This is a genomic window from Burkholderia sp. IDO3, assembly GCF_003366075.1.
Classification (GTDB): domain Bacteria; phylum Pseudomonadota; class Gammaproteobacteria; order Burkholderiales; family Burkholderiaceae; genus Burkholderia; species Burkholderia anthina.
In genome coordinates, this window is sequence record NZ_CP028962.1 from 569763 (window position 1) to 584417 (window position 14655).

General features: G+C 68.0%; 16 protein-coding genes. 7 read left to right on the forward strand and 9 right to left on the reverse strand.

Features of this window, described 5'->3' with window-relative positions; all coding sequences use genetic code 11:
• The first annotated feature begins 155 nt into the window (after positions 1–155).
• Complete coding sequence (locus DCN14_RS02770; RefSeq protein WP_096500543.1) at positions 156–476, forward strand: DUF1840 domain-containing protein; 321 nt, start codon at positions 156–158, stop codon at positions 474–476.
• 106 nt (positions 477–582) lie between these two features.
• Here DCN14_RS02770 and DCN14_RS38350 read toward each other — a convergent pair whose 3' ends face one another.
• The 3 genes from DCN14_RS38350 to DCN14_RS02780 form a co-directional block, all read right to left on the reverse strand.
• The gene (locus DCN14_RS38350) at positions 583–741 is read right to left on the reverse strand and encodes a hypothetical protein (protein WP_172441868.1); all 159 of its coding nucleotides are present in this window, start codon (positions 739–741) and stop codon (positions 583–585) included.
• Positions 742–782: 41 nt separating this feature from the next.
• Positions 783–1058, reverse strand: a complete 276-nt coding sequence (locus DCN14_RS02775) for a hypothetical protein (protein WP_096500308.1) — start codon at positions 1056–1058, stop codon at positions 783–785.
• A gap of 97 nt (positions 1059–1155) precedes the next feature.
• Entirely contained in the window at positions 1156–1341 is a 186-nt protein-coding gene (locus DCN14_RS02780; protein ID WP_096500306.1) for a hypothetical protein, read from the reverse strand.
• A 350-nt stretch (positions 1342–1691) separates the two neighbouring features.
• On the opposite strand from DCN14_RS02780, the gene DCN14_RS02785 reads away from it, so the two are divergent.
• The gene (locus tag DCN14_RS02785) at positions 1692–3605 is read left to right on the forward strand and encodes a DUF3857 and transglutaminase domain-containing protein (protein ID WP_096500541.1); all 1914 of its coding nucleotides are present in this window, start codon (positions 1692–1694) and stop codon (positions 3603–3605) included.
• Positions 3606–3633: 28 nt separating this feature from the next.
• On the opposite strand, the gene DCN14_RS02790 is transcribed toward DCN14_RS02785, so the two are convergent.
• Entirely contained in the window at positions 3634–4623 is a 990-nt protein-coding gene (locus DCN14_RS02790) for an AraC family transcriptional regulator (RefSeq protein WP_096500304.1), read from the reverse strand.
• Between the two features lie 111 nt (positions 4624–4734).
• On the opposite strand from DCN14_RS02790, the gene DCN14_RS02795 reads away from it, so the two are divergent.
• A complete protein-coding gene (locus tag DCN14_RS02795) occupies positions 4735–5946 on the forward strand; it encodes an MFS transporter (RefSeq protein ID WP_096500302.1) in 1212 nt (403 codons plus the stop codon).
• Positions 5947–5975: 29 nt separating this feature from the next.
• Here DCN14_RS02795 and DCN14_RS02800 read toward each other — a convergent pair whose 3' ends face one another.
• The 4 genes from DCN14_RS02800 to DCN14_RS02815 form a co-directional block, all read right to left on the reverse strand.
• Positions 5976–6821, reverse strand: a complete 846-nt coding sequence (locus DCN14_RS02800) for a helix-turn-helix transcriptional regulator (protein WP_096500300.1) — start codon at positions 6819–6821, stop codon at positions 5976–5978.
• 48 nt (positions 6822–6869) lie between these two features.
• Positions 6870–7427, reverse strand: a complete 558-nt coding sequence (locus tag DCN14_RS02805) for a carboxymuconolactone decarboxylase (RefSeq protein ID WP_096500298.1) — start codon at positions 7425–7427, stop codon at positions 6870–6872.
• A gap of 102 nt (positions 7428–7529) precedes the next feature.
• The gene (locus tag DCN14_RS02810; protein WP_096500296.1) at positions 7530–8297 is read right to left on the reverse strand and encodes an isocitrate lyase/phosphoenolpyruvate mutase family protein; all 768 of its coding nucleotides are present in this window, start codon (positions 8295–8297) and stop codon (positions 7530–7532) included.
• Positions 8284–9339, reverse strand: a complete 1056-nt coding sequence (locus tag DCN14_RS02815) for a saccharopine dehydrogenase NADP-binding domain-containing protein (RefSeq protein WP_096500294.1) — start codon at positions 9337–9339, stop codon at positions 8284–8286. Before DCN14_RS02815 ends, DCN14_RS02810 begins: the two co-directional genes overlap by 14 nt.
• Positions 9340–9457: 118 nt before the next feature.
• Between DCN14_RS02815 and DCN14_RS02820 the strand changes: the two genes are divergently transcribed.
• Positions 9458–10051 (forward strand): TetR/AcrR family transcriptional regulator, encoded by a 594-nt coding sequence (locus DCN14_RS02820; RefSeq protein WP_096500292.1) that lies wholly within the window; start codon positions 9458–9460, stop codon positions 10049–10051.
• A 12-nt stretch (positions 10052–10063) separates the two neighbouring features.
• Here the strand turns inward: DCN14_RS02820 and DCN14_RS02825 are convergent, their stop codons facing one another.
• Positions 10064–10531 (reverse strand): MarR family transcriptional regulator, encoded by a 468-nt coding sequence (locus DCN14_RS02825; protein WP_096500290.1) that lies wholly within the window; start codon positions 10529–10531, stop codon positions 10064–10066.
• A gap of 82 nt (positions 10532–10613) precedes the next feature.
• On the opposite strand from DCN14_RS02825, the gene DCN14_RS02830 reads away from it, so the two are divergent.
• The 3 genes from DCN14_RS02830 (at position 10614) to vgrG (ending at position 14655) form a co-directional block, all read left to right on the forward strand.
• On the forward strand, positions 10614–10982 hold the full coding sequence (locus DCN14_RS02830) for a hypothetical protein (RefSeq protein WP_096500288.1): 369 nt from the start codon (positions 10614–10616) through the stop codon (positions 10980–10982).
• A 104-nt stretch (positions 10983–11086) separates the two neighbouring features.
• Entirely contained in the window at positions 11087–11704 is a 618-nt protein-coding gene (locus DCN14_RS02835) for a glutathione S-transferase family protein (protein WP_096500286.1), read from the forward strand.
• 146 nt (positions 11705–11850) lie between these two features.
• On the forward strand, positions 11851–14655 hold the full coding sequence (gene vgrG, locus DCN14_RS02840; RefSeq protein ID WP_096500284.1) for a type VI secretion system Vgr family protein: 2805 nt from the start codon (positions 11851–11853) through the stop codon (positions 14653–14655).

Here is a 14655-nt window from a genome sequence, read left to right on the forward strand (position 1 = left end):
AACCCGGCCGCGCGATGCGCGCATCGTGCCGGGCGAACGTCCGGTTCAGAAGAACGGGGCGGCGACCGGGCGCGGCAGGATGACCGGCAGGCCTCGCCGCGACCGGCGGCGGATGCCGCACGGTCTCGCGGCGGCCACGACAAGGGGAAATGACGATGATGGTTACGTTTCGGTCATCCGCCGCGCCGGATATCGTGATGTTGCGCGATCTGGCGCAGTACCTGCTGGGGCTCGTCGGGAAGGGGCTCGCTGTTCGCGGCGTGATTTCCACCGAAGAATTACCGGCGGCAATCGCCCGGCTCGAACAGGCGATCAGGGATGACGCGGCGCGGGAAAGCGCGCACGAGCATTCGACACGCGGGCTGCGCACCGAACTGGCGCCGCACGCCGGCGGGCTCGCGCAGCGCGCGTGGCCGCTGCTGGACATGATGCGTGCGGCCCATGCACAGGGCCGGCACGTGATGTGGGGCATGTAGGCGCGCATTGCGCACGGCTGCCCCGACAACCGGACCTCCACTGGAAGGCCGGCGGTCGCGCGTCGAACGACGCCGCACCGCCGGCCGATTTTTTTGCGCGGCGCGCTTACGGGTGATGATGCGTATGCGAGCGCGGCGAGCGCCGCGCGGCCCGGTGCAGCAGCCGGTCGCGCGTGCGGTCGCGGCTGCGCCGTTCCGCGAAGAACAGCACCGCGAACACGAGGACCACGAGCAGCACGATGGTGGGGACGATACCGTTTTCCATGTCGCCTCCTGCAGAGTAAGGACGCGGTATGCGGCGGGACGTCAGCCCGCGGGCATGAAGGTGCCGACGAGTTTCGTATCGATGAAGCGCTTGGCCAGCGCGATCGAGATCCTGACCGCATCCGAGTCGTTGCGGAACACGTGGTGTTTCGGGTCGAGCAGGTGCGCCTCGTGGCGGCCGCCGGCGTCGCGCCAGTACACGACGGCGAGCGGCTGGTACAGCGCGCCGAGTTCGAGCCCTTCGCCGGCTACCGCGTCGACCAGCGCGCCCGCGCGGATCTCGCATTGGCGATAGGTCATGCAGAGCGGTGATTTCATCGTGATCTCCTTCGCGGGCGCCGTTCGTTCCGACCCCGTGCCGTCAACGCGCACGCTGCGGCAGGATCGGGGCCAACGAACGATTGCCATGCCGCATTCACGTGAGCAGCGGCATCGCTTCGATCAACGCGATCCCGATCAGCGCGCCGAGCGCCGCGCCGACCAGCTTCGGATGACAGCGCTCGAGGTGCAGCGCCGTCAGCAGCGCGCCGAACAGGATCACGCCCAGCAGCGCGAACGCGATCACGAGATAACCGATTTCGAAATCGTTGTTGATCAGCATGATGTCTCCTTCCCCATGTCGGCGTGCCGGATTCACCGGATCGTCATCTGTTTCGGCGACGTTGCACGCGCGATTTGCCTGTCTGAATTATATATCACAACATGATATAAAAGCGATCGCACGGAGTACGGACGAAGACGCGGCGACAGCCCGCGGGGAGGGCGCGCGGCGCGATGGCCTGCACGTCCCGTTCATGGCGACGCGGGCCGCTGCTGCGCGGCTTGACGCTCGCGGGCACGTCACCCACACTGGTCCGAGCGATGGGCGAGGGCGGTGCGGGTGCGTGTGTGGCCTGCATCGATGCCTGCCCGTCGCGTCCGATCGAACACGAACGCGCGGAGAGCTTCGACGTGGTGCGTTTCCCGTTCCTCCGATTACCCGGCCGTGTGCCGGCGCGCACCGCCGCGCTCGCCGGCGTCTTCGCTGCGGTTGTGCTGGCGCTTGCACGGCCCGTTTTCGCGGAGACGGACGACGCCGCGCCGGTGACGCTCGTGAGCGATGTCCACGTATTCGTGCTCCAGCGCGATGGATCGCTCGACGAACACGACGATTCGACACTGCGCGCGAACGATGCGAACGGGATCGATGCGATCGCGCAGCGCTACGTGTGGTTCGACAAGAATCTGGAGAAGGTCGATTTGCTCGCGGCCGAGACGATCGATCGCGACGGCGTTGCGCATCCGGTCGGCCCCGACGGCATCCGCGACGTGCAGGAGCCGCGTTCGGCCGGCGCCCCGACGTTCCAGGACGGGCTGCTGCGCACCGTCGTGTTTCCCGGCGTCGAGGCGGGATCGAGCACGCGCATCGTGTTTCGCAAGACGCGCACGAAGCGCGTCAACGCCGGTTACTTCGGCTACTACGTCGAGCCGTCGCGCGAGCCGGTGGAGCGCCAGCGGCTGATCTTCGACGTGCCCGCCGACATGCCGCTGCATGCGGACGCGCGCGGCTACGTCGCGCTGCCGCCCGTGACCGAAAACGGCCGCACGCGTTACGCGTTCGATTACCGGCACGGGCCGTACGACCGGATCGAGAGCGGCGCGGTCGGCTACCCGACCTACGGCGACCGGCTCGTGGTGTCCACGCTGCCCGACTACGCGGCGTTCGCCGCGCGCTACCGCGACGCGGCCGTCGATCCGGGCGCGGACGATCCGGCCGTCGTGCAGCTGGCGCGCGCGCTTACCGCCGACGCCGCCGATCCTCGCGACAAGGCGCGCATCCTGTACGACTGGGTGCAGGCGAATGTGCGTTACGTCGCGCTCTTTCTCGGCGAAACGGCCGCCGCGCCGCATCGCGTGACGGACATCCTGCGCAACCGCTACGGCGACTGCAAGGATCACGTCGCGCTGTTCGGCGCGTTGCTCGCGGCGGTCGGGATCCGCAGCGAACCGGTGCTGATCAATCTCGGTTCCGTCTATACGCTGCCGTCGGTGCCCGGTTACGGCGGCGGCGCGATCAATCACGCGATCACGTGGCTGCCCGATCTCGGGCTCTATGCGGACACGACGACGGGCGGCATCGCGTTCGGCTACCTGCCGCCGATCGTGATGGATCGTCCGGCGCTGCTCGTCGATACCGGCGTGCTGTCGCGTACGCCGGCCACGCAGCCGCGCCGCCGCGTCGCGCGGCTGGAGATCGATGCCGCGCAGCCGGGTGCCGCGCGTTTCCACGCGCTCACCGAGGACGACGGCTGGACGGCGGAACTCGAACGTACGCTGTTTCGCCGCGCGCCGCCCGAGCGCATCCGGCAGCTCGCGAACGAGCGGGTGCGGCAAAGCGGGTTGCGTGGCCGCGCGCAGATCGCGACAAGCGATCGCCGCGTGACGCAGGGGCCGTTCGACGCGACGATGACCGGCACGCTCGATCATCTGGTGTGGCCGGACGGCACCACGGCCGTGCCCGCGCTGTCGAGCCTGACGGGCGGGATCGCGACGCAGGTCGAAGGCTGGCTGACCGAGCCCGCGCGCACGCAGCCGTGGGTGTGCATCGGCGGCGCGTTCGACGAGACCGGCCAGATCGCGCTGCCGGCCGACGTCGCGGTGACCGACCTGCCGGCCGATACGGTCGTGCACGACCGCTTCGTCGATTTCACGTCGCATTACGTGTTCGATCCGGCCGCGCGCGTCGTGCAGATCACCCGCCGGATGAACGCGGCGTTCGGCCGCCAGGTCTGCGCGCCCGACGACTTCACGGCGCTGCGTGTGTCGCTCGAACGCATCGAACGCGACACGCAGGCGCAGATCGTCGTGCGTGTGAAGCCGCGTTGAGCGCGGCGGAGGCGTCGCGCGCGCCCCGTTACGCGCCGGCGTGCGCGTCGCTTTCCGCGCGCACCGCGCCCGGCGGCCGCCCGACCACGCGCTTGAACGCGCGGCTGAACGCGGCGAGCGACCCGTAGCCGAGCCGGTACGCGACCGCCTCGATCGCTTCGCGGTCGCGTGCGATCCACTGCGCGGCGAGCCGCATCCGCAGCTCGGTCAGATAGCGCACCGGCGTCATCCCGGTGGCCGAGAGAAAGCGCTCGGCGAACACCGAGCGCGACACGCCGGCTGCGGCGGCCAGCTCCGCGACGCTCCAGTTTCGCCCTGGATCACGATGCAGCGCGACGATCGCGCGGCCGAGCTTCGGTTCGCGCAGCGCCTGCACCCAGCCCGTCGCGTCGCCGCAGCCGCATTCGACCCAGCCGCGCACGATGAACGCGGCGACCACGTCCGCGAGCCGCGCCAGGATGCCCGCGAAGCCCGCGCGCGCGGAGCACGATTCGCGCTCCATCGCATCGAGCATCGGCCGGATTTCCGGGTAGCGCGCGAGCAGCGTGCCGACGTGCATGAACGCCGGCATCGTCCCGACGAGCGGCTGCATGCCGCCGAGATCGAGCTCCATGCACGCGCTGAAGATCAGCGCATCGCCGGCGCCCGGCTCCGTTGTCGCGCACGACGTCGCACCGACCGACGCGACCGTGTCGCAGATCTTCGCGACTTCGAACCCGCCGATCTCGCGGCACGCGGCATCCGGATCGGACATCAGCGCATGCGTGAGGCCGTGCGGCAGCAGGATCGCGTCGCCGGCCTCCAGCTGCACCGTCGTGCCGGCCGCGTCGCGCAGCAGCACCGGCCCGCGCCCGACGAAATGGAACTGCGCGCGGCCCGGCGCATGGCCGAAGCTCAACCCGAACGGCCGCGGCACCTGGATCCGGCGGTACTGCACGCCGCTCAGGCGCATGCCCAGCAGCAGCTCGCTGACGAGGTCGTGCGCGTCGGGGACATCGGGAAGCAGTGGCTCGGACATATCAGATTCGGACGTTCGATCAATAAGAGCGGATTGTATGTCATAGACCGTCCTGCCGGGGTTCCTTACGATACGCCATCACTGGAACGCTTTTTTCATACGGAACCACGCATGAATCCCGGAATGTCCTCCACCGCCGCCACGGCGGCTCCCCGCGAACCGGCCTGGGGCGCGGTGTTCGCGATGACGCTGGGCGTGTTCGGCCTCGTCACCGCCGAATTCCTGCCCGCGAGCCTGCTCACGCCGATGGCCGACAGTCTCGGCGTGACCGAAGGCGTCGCCGGCCAGGCCGTGACGGCCACCGCGACCGTCGCGCTCGTCACCAGCCTGTTGATCTCGGCGCTGACGCGCACGATCGACCGGCGGCGCGTGCTGCTCGCCTTCTCGGTGCTGCTCGTCGCCTCGAACCTCGCGGTCGCGTTCGCGCCCAACCTGACGACGCTGCTGATCGGCCGCGTCGTGCTCGGCGTCGCGCTCGGCGGCTTCTGGACGATGGCGACGGCCACGGCGATGCGGCTCGTGCCGACCGCGATGGTGCCGCGCGCGCTGTCGATCATCTTCAGCGGCGTGGCGGTCGCGACCATCGCGTCCGCGCCGATGGGCAGCTATTTCGGGCACCTGATCGGCTGGCGCAACGTGTTCCTGATCGCGGCCGGCATCGGCGGCGTCGCGCTCGTGTCGCAGGTGATGACGCTGCCGTCGATGCCGCCGAGCGGCACGACGCGGCTGCGCACGCTCGTCGACGTGCTGCGCCGGCCGACCGTCGGCCTCGGGATGTTCGCGACGATCCTCGTGTTCACCGGGCATTTCGCGTTCTTCACGTATCTGCGGCCGTTCCTCGAACAGGTGGCGGGCGTCGGCGTGAACGGGCTGTCGGCGATCCTGCTCGGCTACGGCATCGCGAACTTCGTCGGCACGTCGCTCGCGGGCCGCGTGCTCGAACACCGGCTGCGGCCGATGCTGATCGGGATGCCCGCGCTGATGGTCGTGCTCGGCATCGCGCTCGTCGCGCTCGGCCGTGCGCCGATGATCGATGCGGTGCTGGTCGCGTTGTGGGGGATGGCGTTCGGCGGCGTGCCGGTCGCATGGTCGACGTGGGTCACGCGCACCGTGCCCGATGAAGCGGAAAGCGCGGGCGGGCTGATCGTGGCGGCGATCCAGCTCGCGATCGCGACGGGCGCGGCGGTGGGCGGTGTCGTGTTCGACGCGAACGGCGCGGGCGGCGTGTTCCTCGGCGCGGCCGCGGTGCTGGCCGTTGCGGTGGCGACGATCGTGACCGGCGTGCCGAAGCGGGTCGGGGTCGCAGCGGCGCTGGCCGAGTGACCGACGCGTGACCGCCGGCGGCGCGCGGCTCAGCGCGCCGGCGCGTGTGCGTCGAGCAACTGCCGGTGACGGGTTTCGGTGGCGTCGTCCGCCGGGAACATGCACTCCATGCGCAGTTCCTGCGCGGCGGCGCTTTGCGGCGTGCCGACCGTCGTGATCAACGAGAAATAGCGCAGCACGACGCCTTCGTGCACGAAGCCGACCGGAACGACCGGCATCGACGGTGCGGCAGCCGGCGCCGGCGGCGTTTTCCAGTCGCGCGGCGCATGCGGGCTGGCAAGCAGGTCGTCCAGCAGCCGCTGCGTGTCGTCGTCGATCACGCGGCCGACCGATTCGCGGTACACGCGCTGCAGCAGGCTGCGCGATACGCTGTCCCAGTCGGCGACGAACGGCTGCATGCCCGACGGATCGAACATCAGGCGCAGCAGGTTGCGCGGGCCTTCGCGTGCGGCCATGTCGATGAAGCAGCCGAAAAAGCGCGGCGCCGCGTCGTTGGTCATCAGCACGTTCCAGTGCCGGTCCATGACGATCGCGGGGAACGGGTCGTGCTGGCGGACGACCCGTTCGAGCGCGCGGATCACGCCATGCATTTCCACCGCGTTCCACGGCGCGTCCGAATACACGGGCGCGTATCCGGCGGCGAGCAGCAACGCGTTGCGCTCGCGCAGCGGCACGTCCAGCGTTTGCGCCAGCGTCAGCAGCGTGTCGCGTCCGGGCACGCTGCGTCCGCTTTCGATGAAGCTGATCTGGCGCTGCGAGATGCCGGCGTCGAGCGACAGGTCGAGCTGGCTCATGCCGCGCAGGTCGCGCCAGTAGCGCAACAGCCGGCCCAGTTCAGGCGGCGGCGCGTTCGGATCGCGGGTGCTCGCATTCATCGCGTTGTCCTGATCGTTCCGTGAGCGACGCCGACGACTATAGCGAACTCACTCGGCATCCGCATGCCACGCGAACGCATCGAACGGCGCTTCGAGCGCCGGCCGGGCCACGCTGCCGACGTAGTTCGTGATCGTCGATGCGGCGACCACCGCGATCACTTCGAACAACTGTTCGGCGCTGAAGCCGGCGTCGAGGAAGCGCCGCCGGTCGGTTTCCGCCAGGCGGCCACGGGTTTCGATCAGTGCGCGCGCCAGCGCCGACAGCGCGGCCAGCGCCGCGTCGCCGGGCAGGCCGCCGCGCCGGATCGCATCGACGTCGGCGGCGCGCACGCCCTGTTGCAAGGCGAGCGCGGTGTGGAAGGCGGCCGGCCATTCGCTGGCGTTCGTGACCGCGTTGGTGAGCAGCAGCGTCTGGATCTGCGGCTCCGTGAGGCTGCTGGCGTGCACGCGCTCGAACAGGCCGATGAAGCCGTTGATCAGCACCGGCGAGGCGGCCATCGCCGCCGCGATGTTCGGGACCATGCCGAAGGTGGTCCGGAGTTGCGCGAGGACGGGCTTCGACGCGGCAGGGGCCGAGTCGATCGTATGAAGCGGATAGCGGGACATGACGCCTCCTGGGCGATGCGCGCCGCCGGAATGGCGGCGCGACACCTGAAGCGTACGGACGGCCGCGCCGCGCGCCAATTACATCGGATGTAATCGGTTCGGCTAGGCGCGCTGCTTCACCACCGCCGCAAGCGCCTTCATCGCCTGCAGGTAAGGGTACGGCCCGTGACTGATGCGCGCGACGCCGGATTCGGCGAGTTCGGCCAGCGCCGGCGTTTCCGACACGCGCATGATGTTCACCGGCAGCGGCGACGCGGCCGTCAGCGCGCGAATCAGCGCCGGCGAACGCAGGCCCGGCACGAACAGGCCGTCGGCGCCGGCCGCCGCATAAGCGCGTGCGCGCGTCAGGACTTCGTCGAGCAGCCGTTCGTCGTGCGTGTCGGCCGCGGCCTTGAAGAACACGTCGGTGCGCGCGTTGATGAAGTAGCCGATATCCGCGCGATCGGCCGCCTGCCGGGCCGCCGCGAGACGTGCGGCGGCGGCGTCGACCGTGCGCAGCTCGCTCGTCGCCGGGAAACTGTCCTCGAGATTGCAGCCGATCGCGCCGGCCTCGATGCTGCTGGCGATCGTGTCCGCGACATCCTCCAGCCGCTCGCCATAGCCGCTTTCGAGATCGACGGTGACGGGCAGATCCGTCGCCTGCGCGATCCGCGCGAGCACTTCCATCATCAGCGCTTTCGGCATCTGCTCGCCGTCGCTGAAGCCGTTGGCGGCCGCGACCGACCAGCTTCCGGTCGCCAGCGCGACGCCGCCTGCCTCGGCGACCGTGCGCGCGCTGCCGGCGTCCCACACGTTGAACAACAGCAGCGGCTCGCCTGCGCGGTGAAGCGAACGGAAATACGCGCCTTTCTCGTTGTTACTGTTGCTCATACTCGTCTCTCCTGGTGAAAACGGGATCGGCAGTCGTGCCGAACGATACGGCGATCGTATCGAGCGCCGCGAGGAAATCGCGTGCGTCGAACAGTTCGCCGAGGCTGCGCACGCCGCCCGACGTCAGCGTCCGGCCGGTCAGCAGGCGGACCGTCGCCTCGACGATGATCGGTGCGCTGACCGCGTAGATGTCGCGTCCCGATGCGGTTGCGCGATGCGTGACGCCGTTCTGCACGACGACGGCATCCATCGCGAATTGCTGCGCGGATCGGCCGAGCGCGTCGACCGGTTGCGGCGGCGGCGTGCCGGCATCGCGTACGTCGCGCAGCGCGAGCGTCGCGAGCCAGGACTCGATCGTATCGACAGGCAGATGTCGCGCGAGTGTCATCACTTCGGAAAACGGCAGCAGCGTCACGCCGACGTCACCGAGCGGCGACGGGAACGGCCACGTGCGTTCGCGGGCAGTCGACGGCACCGCCGTCGGCTTGCCGCCCTTCAGGATGAGCCGGGTCGCATGATTGCGCGCGCCGGTCACGCGCGTGCCGCGGGTCGGATGCCAGCTGTCGAGACCGGTCGCGATGTCGACGCGATCGATCGGCCGGTTCCGGTCGACCACGGCCGTGACGAGCAGGTCCGCCAGGCCGCCGTAGAACGCGGCGGCCGGCACGAGCGTCACGCCGGCGGCGCGCGCGCGTGCGTCGCGCTGTCCGGTCAATGCCTGGATCGACGGCTGCTCGGCCGTCAGGTCGAGATACGGGATGCCGGCCCGCCATGCCGCATCGGCGACGGGCAGCGCGGTATCCAGGTACGGCCCCGCGCAGTTGATCACGGCATGCGCGCCGCGCAGCGCGGCGTCGAGCGAGGCCGGATCGTCGACCGATGCGACGTGCCACGGCGCCGCGTCGTTGCCGTCTTGCGCCAGCCGCGCGGCATCGCGCCCGATGCGGATCGCGCCGAGGCCGCGCCGCGCCAGTTCCGCGAGCACGAATCGCCCGGTGTGACCCGTGGCGCCATACACTGCAACCGGCATTCGATCGTCCATGATCCACTCCGATACAGAACGGTCTGTTTTATAGTACAGACCTGTAGTATCGTCAACCTCCGGGTGCTATCATCGGATGCACTTTCGCGGGACAGGCGGCCTGAATGGCCGGGCTTCGATGAAAAAGGGAACGGACACGAACGGGCGCGCGCCCGATACGCGCGAACGCATTCTGCAAACGGCCAGCGAGTTGTTCTATCGGGAGGGCACGCGGGCGGTCGGGGTGGATCTGATCGTCGCGCAGGCGGGTGTCGCGAAGACGAGCCTGTATCGGCACTTCGCGACCAAGGACGACCTGATCGAGGCGTTCCTGTTGCGCGAGGACGCGGATTTCTGGGCGCACTGGGATGCCGTGGCCGCGCAGTACCGGCGCACGCCGCGCGAGGAGCTGGACGCGCAGCTTCAGTGGATCGGCGAGCGCATCGAGCGCCCCGGCTATCGCGGTTGCCCGCAGATCAATATCGCCGCCGAGTATGCGGACGGCAATCATCCGGCCCGCAAGGTCGCCGTCGCGCACAAGCAGGAACTGCGGCGCCGGTTGACCGAGCTCGCGGACGCAATGCGGATCGACGAGCCGGAAACGTACGCGCTGCGGCTCGCGACCGTCATCGACGGCGCGCTCAGCAGCGGGCAGGCGCTGCACGCGCACGGGCCCGTGCGCTTCCTGCAGGCGTTCGCGCAATTGCTGATGCCGAAGAAAGGCCGCAAGTGAGCGGCGCGCGCGTCAGTCTCGTGTAGCCGGATCCTCCGACAGCGCGCGCAACTGGCCGCGCAGCAGATCGACTTCGCCCGGCGCGAACGGCCGTTCGATGTCGGCATGCGTTTGCTGCCACACCGGAAACGCTTCGGCGAGCAATCGATCGCCGGCCGGCGTGAGTGCCAGCAGGCGGCTGCGCTTGTCGTCCGGATCCTGCGCGATCGTGACCAGCCCGCGCCGCTCGAGCGGCTTGAGCGCCGCGGTCAGCGTGGTGCGGTCCATCGCGAGCAGCGACGCGACCGATTTCATCGCGGCAGGCTGCGGCCGGTTCAGCGACATCAATAGCGAAAACTGGCCGTTGGTCAGATCCAGCGGACGCAGCGCATCGTCGAAGATGCGCGCGAGATTGCGCGCCGCGCGCTGCATGTGCAGGCACAGGCAGCAATCACGCACCATCAGCGTCGTTTCGAAAGGGAGCTTTTCTTTGCGTGCCATGTTGCAATTGTGTTGATATCAACCTATCTTGTCAAGGGCGAGGCGCGGCGTCCCGTCGTGCTCGCCACCGGACGGAGGAAGCATGAGTGCTCAGCAGCAGTTGTATCTCGCGGTGTTCCTCGGCAGCAAGGAGAGCCCGCGCATGACGGCATGGATGGCGTTGCCCGAGCAGGAGCGGCGGACGCGCGAGCGGGAAGGCATCGCCGCGTGGCACGCGTGGGTCGAACGGCATCGCGACGCGATCGTCGAGCTCGGCGGCCCGCTCGGCAAGACCAAGACCATCGGAGCGGGCGGCGTGAAGGACAGCGCCAACGCGATGGGCGGTTTTACCGTGGTGCGCGCCGCGTCGCACGAAGCCGCAGCCGCGATGTTCGAAGGTCATCCGCATTTCACGCTGTTCCCGGGGGAGACGATCGACGTGATGCCGGTGCTCGTCGTGCCGGGCATGTGAACGGCGGCAGGCGCGGTGATGGCGGTGAGTGTTGCCGTGATCGCTGTCGATGCGCTGTTGCCTGCATGCGGAGATTTCACCGACATTTTCGATGGAGACATGTAATGAAGCTTTACGGATTCGCCGGCACGCGTTCGCAACGCGCGCTCTGGGGGCTCAAGGAGCTCGATGCGGATTTCGAGTTCGTGTCGGTCAACCTGCTGGCGGGCGAGCACAAGCGGCCCGAATTCCTGCGTCTCAATCCGGCGGGCAAGGTGCCCGTGCTGGTGGATGGCGATCTCGTGATTCCGGAGTCCGCCGCGATCGTGCTGTATCTCGCGGACAAGTATCCGGGGAAGGCGCTGCTGCCCGTCGATCCGGCGCTGCGTGCGCAGGCGTACCGGTGGGTCATGTTCGCGGTGACGGAGCTCGAGCAGCCGCTGTGGCGCATCACGCGGCATTCGTTCATCTATCCGCCCGAGAAGCGGCTGCCGGCCGATATCGAGTTGGCGCGCGAGGATTTCGCGACGATGGCCGCGATTCTCGACCGGCATCTGGAAGGGCGCGAATTCATCGTCGGCGATACGCTGACGGTGGCCGATTGCGTGACGGTGTATCTGATCGACTGGGCCGACGAGTGCCATCTGATCGATGCGTTTCCGCAGTTGCGTGCGTATGTCGAGCGGCTGTATGCGCGGCCGAAGGCGCCGCAGCGGATCGCGGATGCGCGCAAGGCGGCGTGAGGCGGTTTGAAATGGTGGTCGGTCATGTCGGTGGGCGTGATCGACCCTGAACATTGTTGCAGATCGTTGCCATTCGCTGGACGCGAATCCGGCCATCCTTTATCCCTTCAGCTTCCGAGAACAAAGATGGTTGCTGAGAGAAAAGCATGGCCCGAGAACGAGATACACAACGTGCGCTCGCGCAGTGGATAACCGGTCGTCAGTCGTATTTCCTCGAGGTGCCCGGCGCACCCGCGGCGCAGGATCTGTCGATCATGTCGTTCGTGCTCGATGAGCGACTCGGCGAGCCCTATCGGATCGCGGTGACGCTGACGAGCGCGGTTCCGCTTGCACGTACCGATTACCTCAATCGCCCCGCCACCTTCACGATCGAGCCACCGGGCGCGAATGGCGCCACAGACGCGGTGCGTCGATTCGCCGGCTGTATCACCGCGTTTGGCCAGATTCGCAAGACGCGCGATTTCGTGTCTTACCGAATCGTCGTCGAGCCGTTCGTTGCGCGCCTGCGCCTCGTCGAGGCAACGCGCGTCCATCAGCAGCAATCCGCGCCCGAGATCATCGAATCGATCCTGAGGCGGCACGAATTTCGCACGCATCAGTTCTCGTTCAAGTTGCGGCATGCGTATCCGCGTCTTGCATTCCGTATGCAGTACCGGATGTCCGATTGGGACTACATCCGCCTGCTGATGGAGCAGACGGGGCTGTTCTGCTTCTTCCGGGCAGGACAGCATGGCGACGAACTGCATTTTGGCGATGATGTGGATGCCTATACGTACCGTCCGCAGATCGTCATTCCGTACCGCGAGGCAAGCGGGCTCGAAAGCGGCCACGAGGCCGTGCTTTCGCTCGAATCGTCGAGCGAAACGATTCCCCGCTCGATCAAGGTCGCGGATTACAACGCCGACAACGCGCAGGGCCGGTTCGATGCCGAAGCAAACATCGCGCGGGACGACCCTACGACTTGGGGCGCGAGCTACGTGTACGGCACGCATCATCTGGACGGCGACGAAGCCCGGCGCGCGGCGCAATTGCGTCACGAAGCGGCGCTCGCATGGCAGGTCACGTATTCAGGCAAGAGTTCGGTGGTGGATTTCGCACCGGGACTGGTCGCCAAGCTCGACGAGCAACCCGTCGATGCGCCGCACGGGATCGTGATCGTTTCGGTCCGTCATGCGGGCGGGTGCGACGCGTCGTACATCAATACGTTCGATGCGATTCCATGCGGCCGGCCGTTTCGCCTGAAGCTCGACGAGCGTCGCTGGCCGACGATTGCGGGTACGTTGTCCGCGCGCGTGACCGCTCCCGACGCCTCGCCGTATGCACATCTGACGAGCGACGGCTGTTACACGGTCCGCTTTGATTTCGACTTCGACGCATGGCCGGCCGGCGGCGAATGCGTACCGCTGCGGCTCGCCAAGCCCTTCGCGGGCAGTCACCAGACAGGCTTCCACTTTCCGCTGCTGGCCGACACCGAGGTCGCGGTGGCATTTGCCGGCGGCGACCCGAACCGGCCGTATATCGCGCATGCGCAGCATCACGGTCAGGCCGTCGATCTGGTCACGAGCCGGGATGCCTTCAACACGCGCAACGTAATTCGCACGCGAGCGAACAACAAGCTGCGTTTCGAGGACTGGAAGGGGCACGAAGGCATCAAGTTGTCGACCGACTACGGTGGCAAGACGCAGATCAATCTCGGTCATCTGGTCGACGCGCGCAAGGCGGCGCGTGGCGACGGGTTCGAAGTCCGAACCGACGAGCGCGGTGCATTGCGTGCCGGCAAGGGACTGTTCCTGTCGGCCGATGCGCAGTCGAATGCGGGCGGGCACGCTTTCGACATGACGGTTGCGCGGCAGCAGCTCGAAGCAGCGCAATCCCGCATGCGGAGTCTGACCGATGCGGTTGCGAAGGCGCGCGCGACGGTGGCGGCATGCGAGGCGCAGCAGGCGTTGCTCGAATCGCAGGTCCGCGACCTCGAAGCAGCCGTGCTGCTTGCGTCCGCGCCGCATGGGGTCGCCGTGACCAGCGGCGAGCACATGCAACTGGCTGCTGGCGGACATCTCTTCACGACGACGGGCGGCAATGCGGATGCGGCGATCGGCGGCAACTATACGGTTGCAGCGGGTAATGCGGTGTCCCTGTTTGCGAATACGCAGGGGATGAAGTTGTATGCGGGGGCCGGCAAGGTCGACGTGCAGGCACAAGCCGATGCGCTCGAACTGACGGCGTTGAAGGGCGTGACGATTGCGAGCACATCGGATGCTGTGACGCTGAACGCGCACAAGGCTTTGGTACTGATGTGCGGTGGTGCGTATATCAAGCTCGAAGGCGGAATGGTGGAGATCGGGAGTGCCGCCGAAATCCGTTTGAATGGGTTGTTGCGCGTCGGGCCACCTTCGACGCGGCGACAGGCATTGCCGCTGATGCCCGAACAGGAAAAAACGGGGATGCAGCTCTGGCACGCCTACCCGAACGGCGAGCCGGTCAGGCATGCACCCTATCGCGTGACGTTCGCGGACGGGTCATGGCGCGACGGGCGGCTGGATGCCGATGGAAGAGGCACGGTGGCGAATGTGCCGCGCGGGGGCGGTGCGGTCGAGTATTTCGAGGAGGGCCACGATCTTCTTGACCGCACGCGCAAGTGGGATGAACCGAAGGGGGCACCGCAATTTGTTGCGCCAGGTGAAGCCGCCGTAGCGCCGGCCGTGCCGAGTCTTGTCGGGGCAACGTTGGCTGCAGCGATGACGGGTACCGGAGCCGCGAAGCGCGCACTGGAGTCGGCCGCATCGATCGAGGCGACGGCGGCGCGTGTTGCTTCGAGCGTCGCGCAGGGCGATGTCGCTGCGTTTGCTTCGAGCGGGGCTGGACCGCTCGCGCATTCCGTTGCCGACGGCACGGCGGCTACGGTGCCCGACGTTGCTCCGGATCTCCGCAAGTCCATCGTGTCGCGCTGA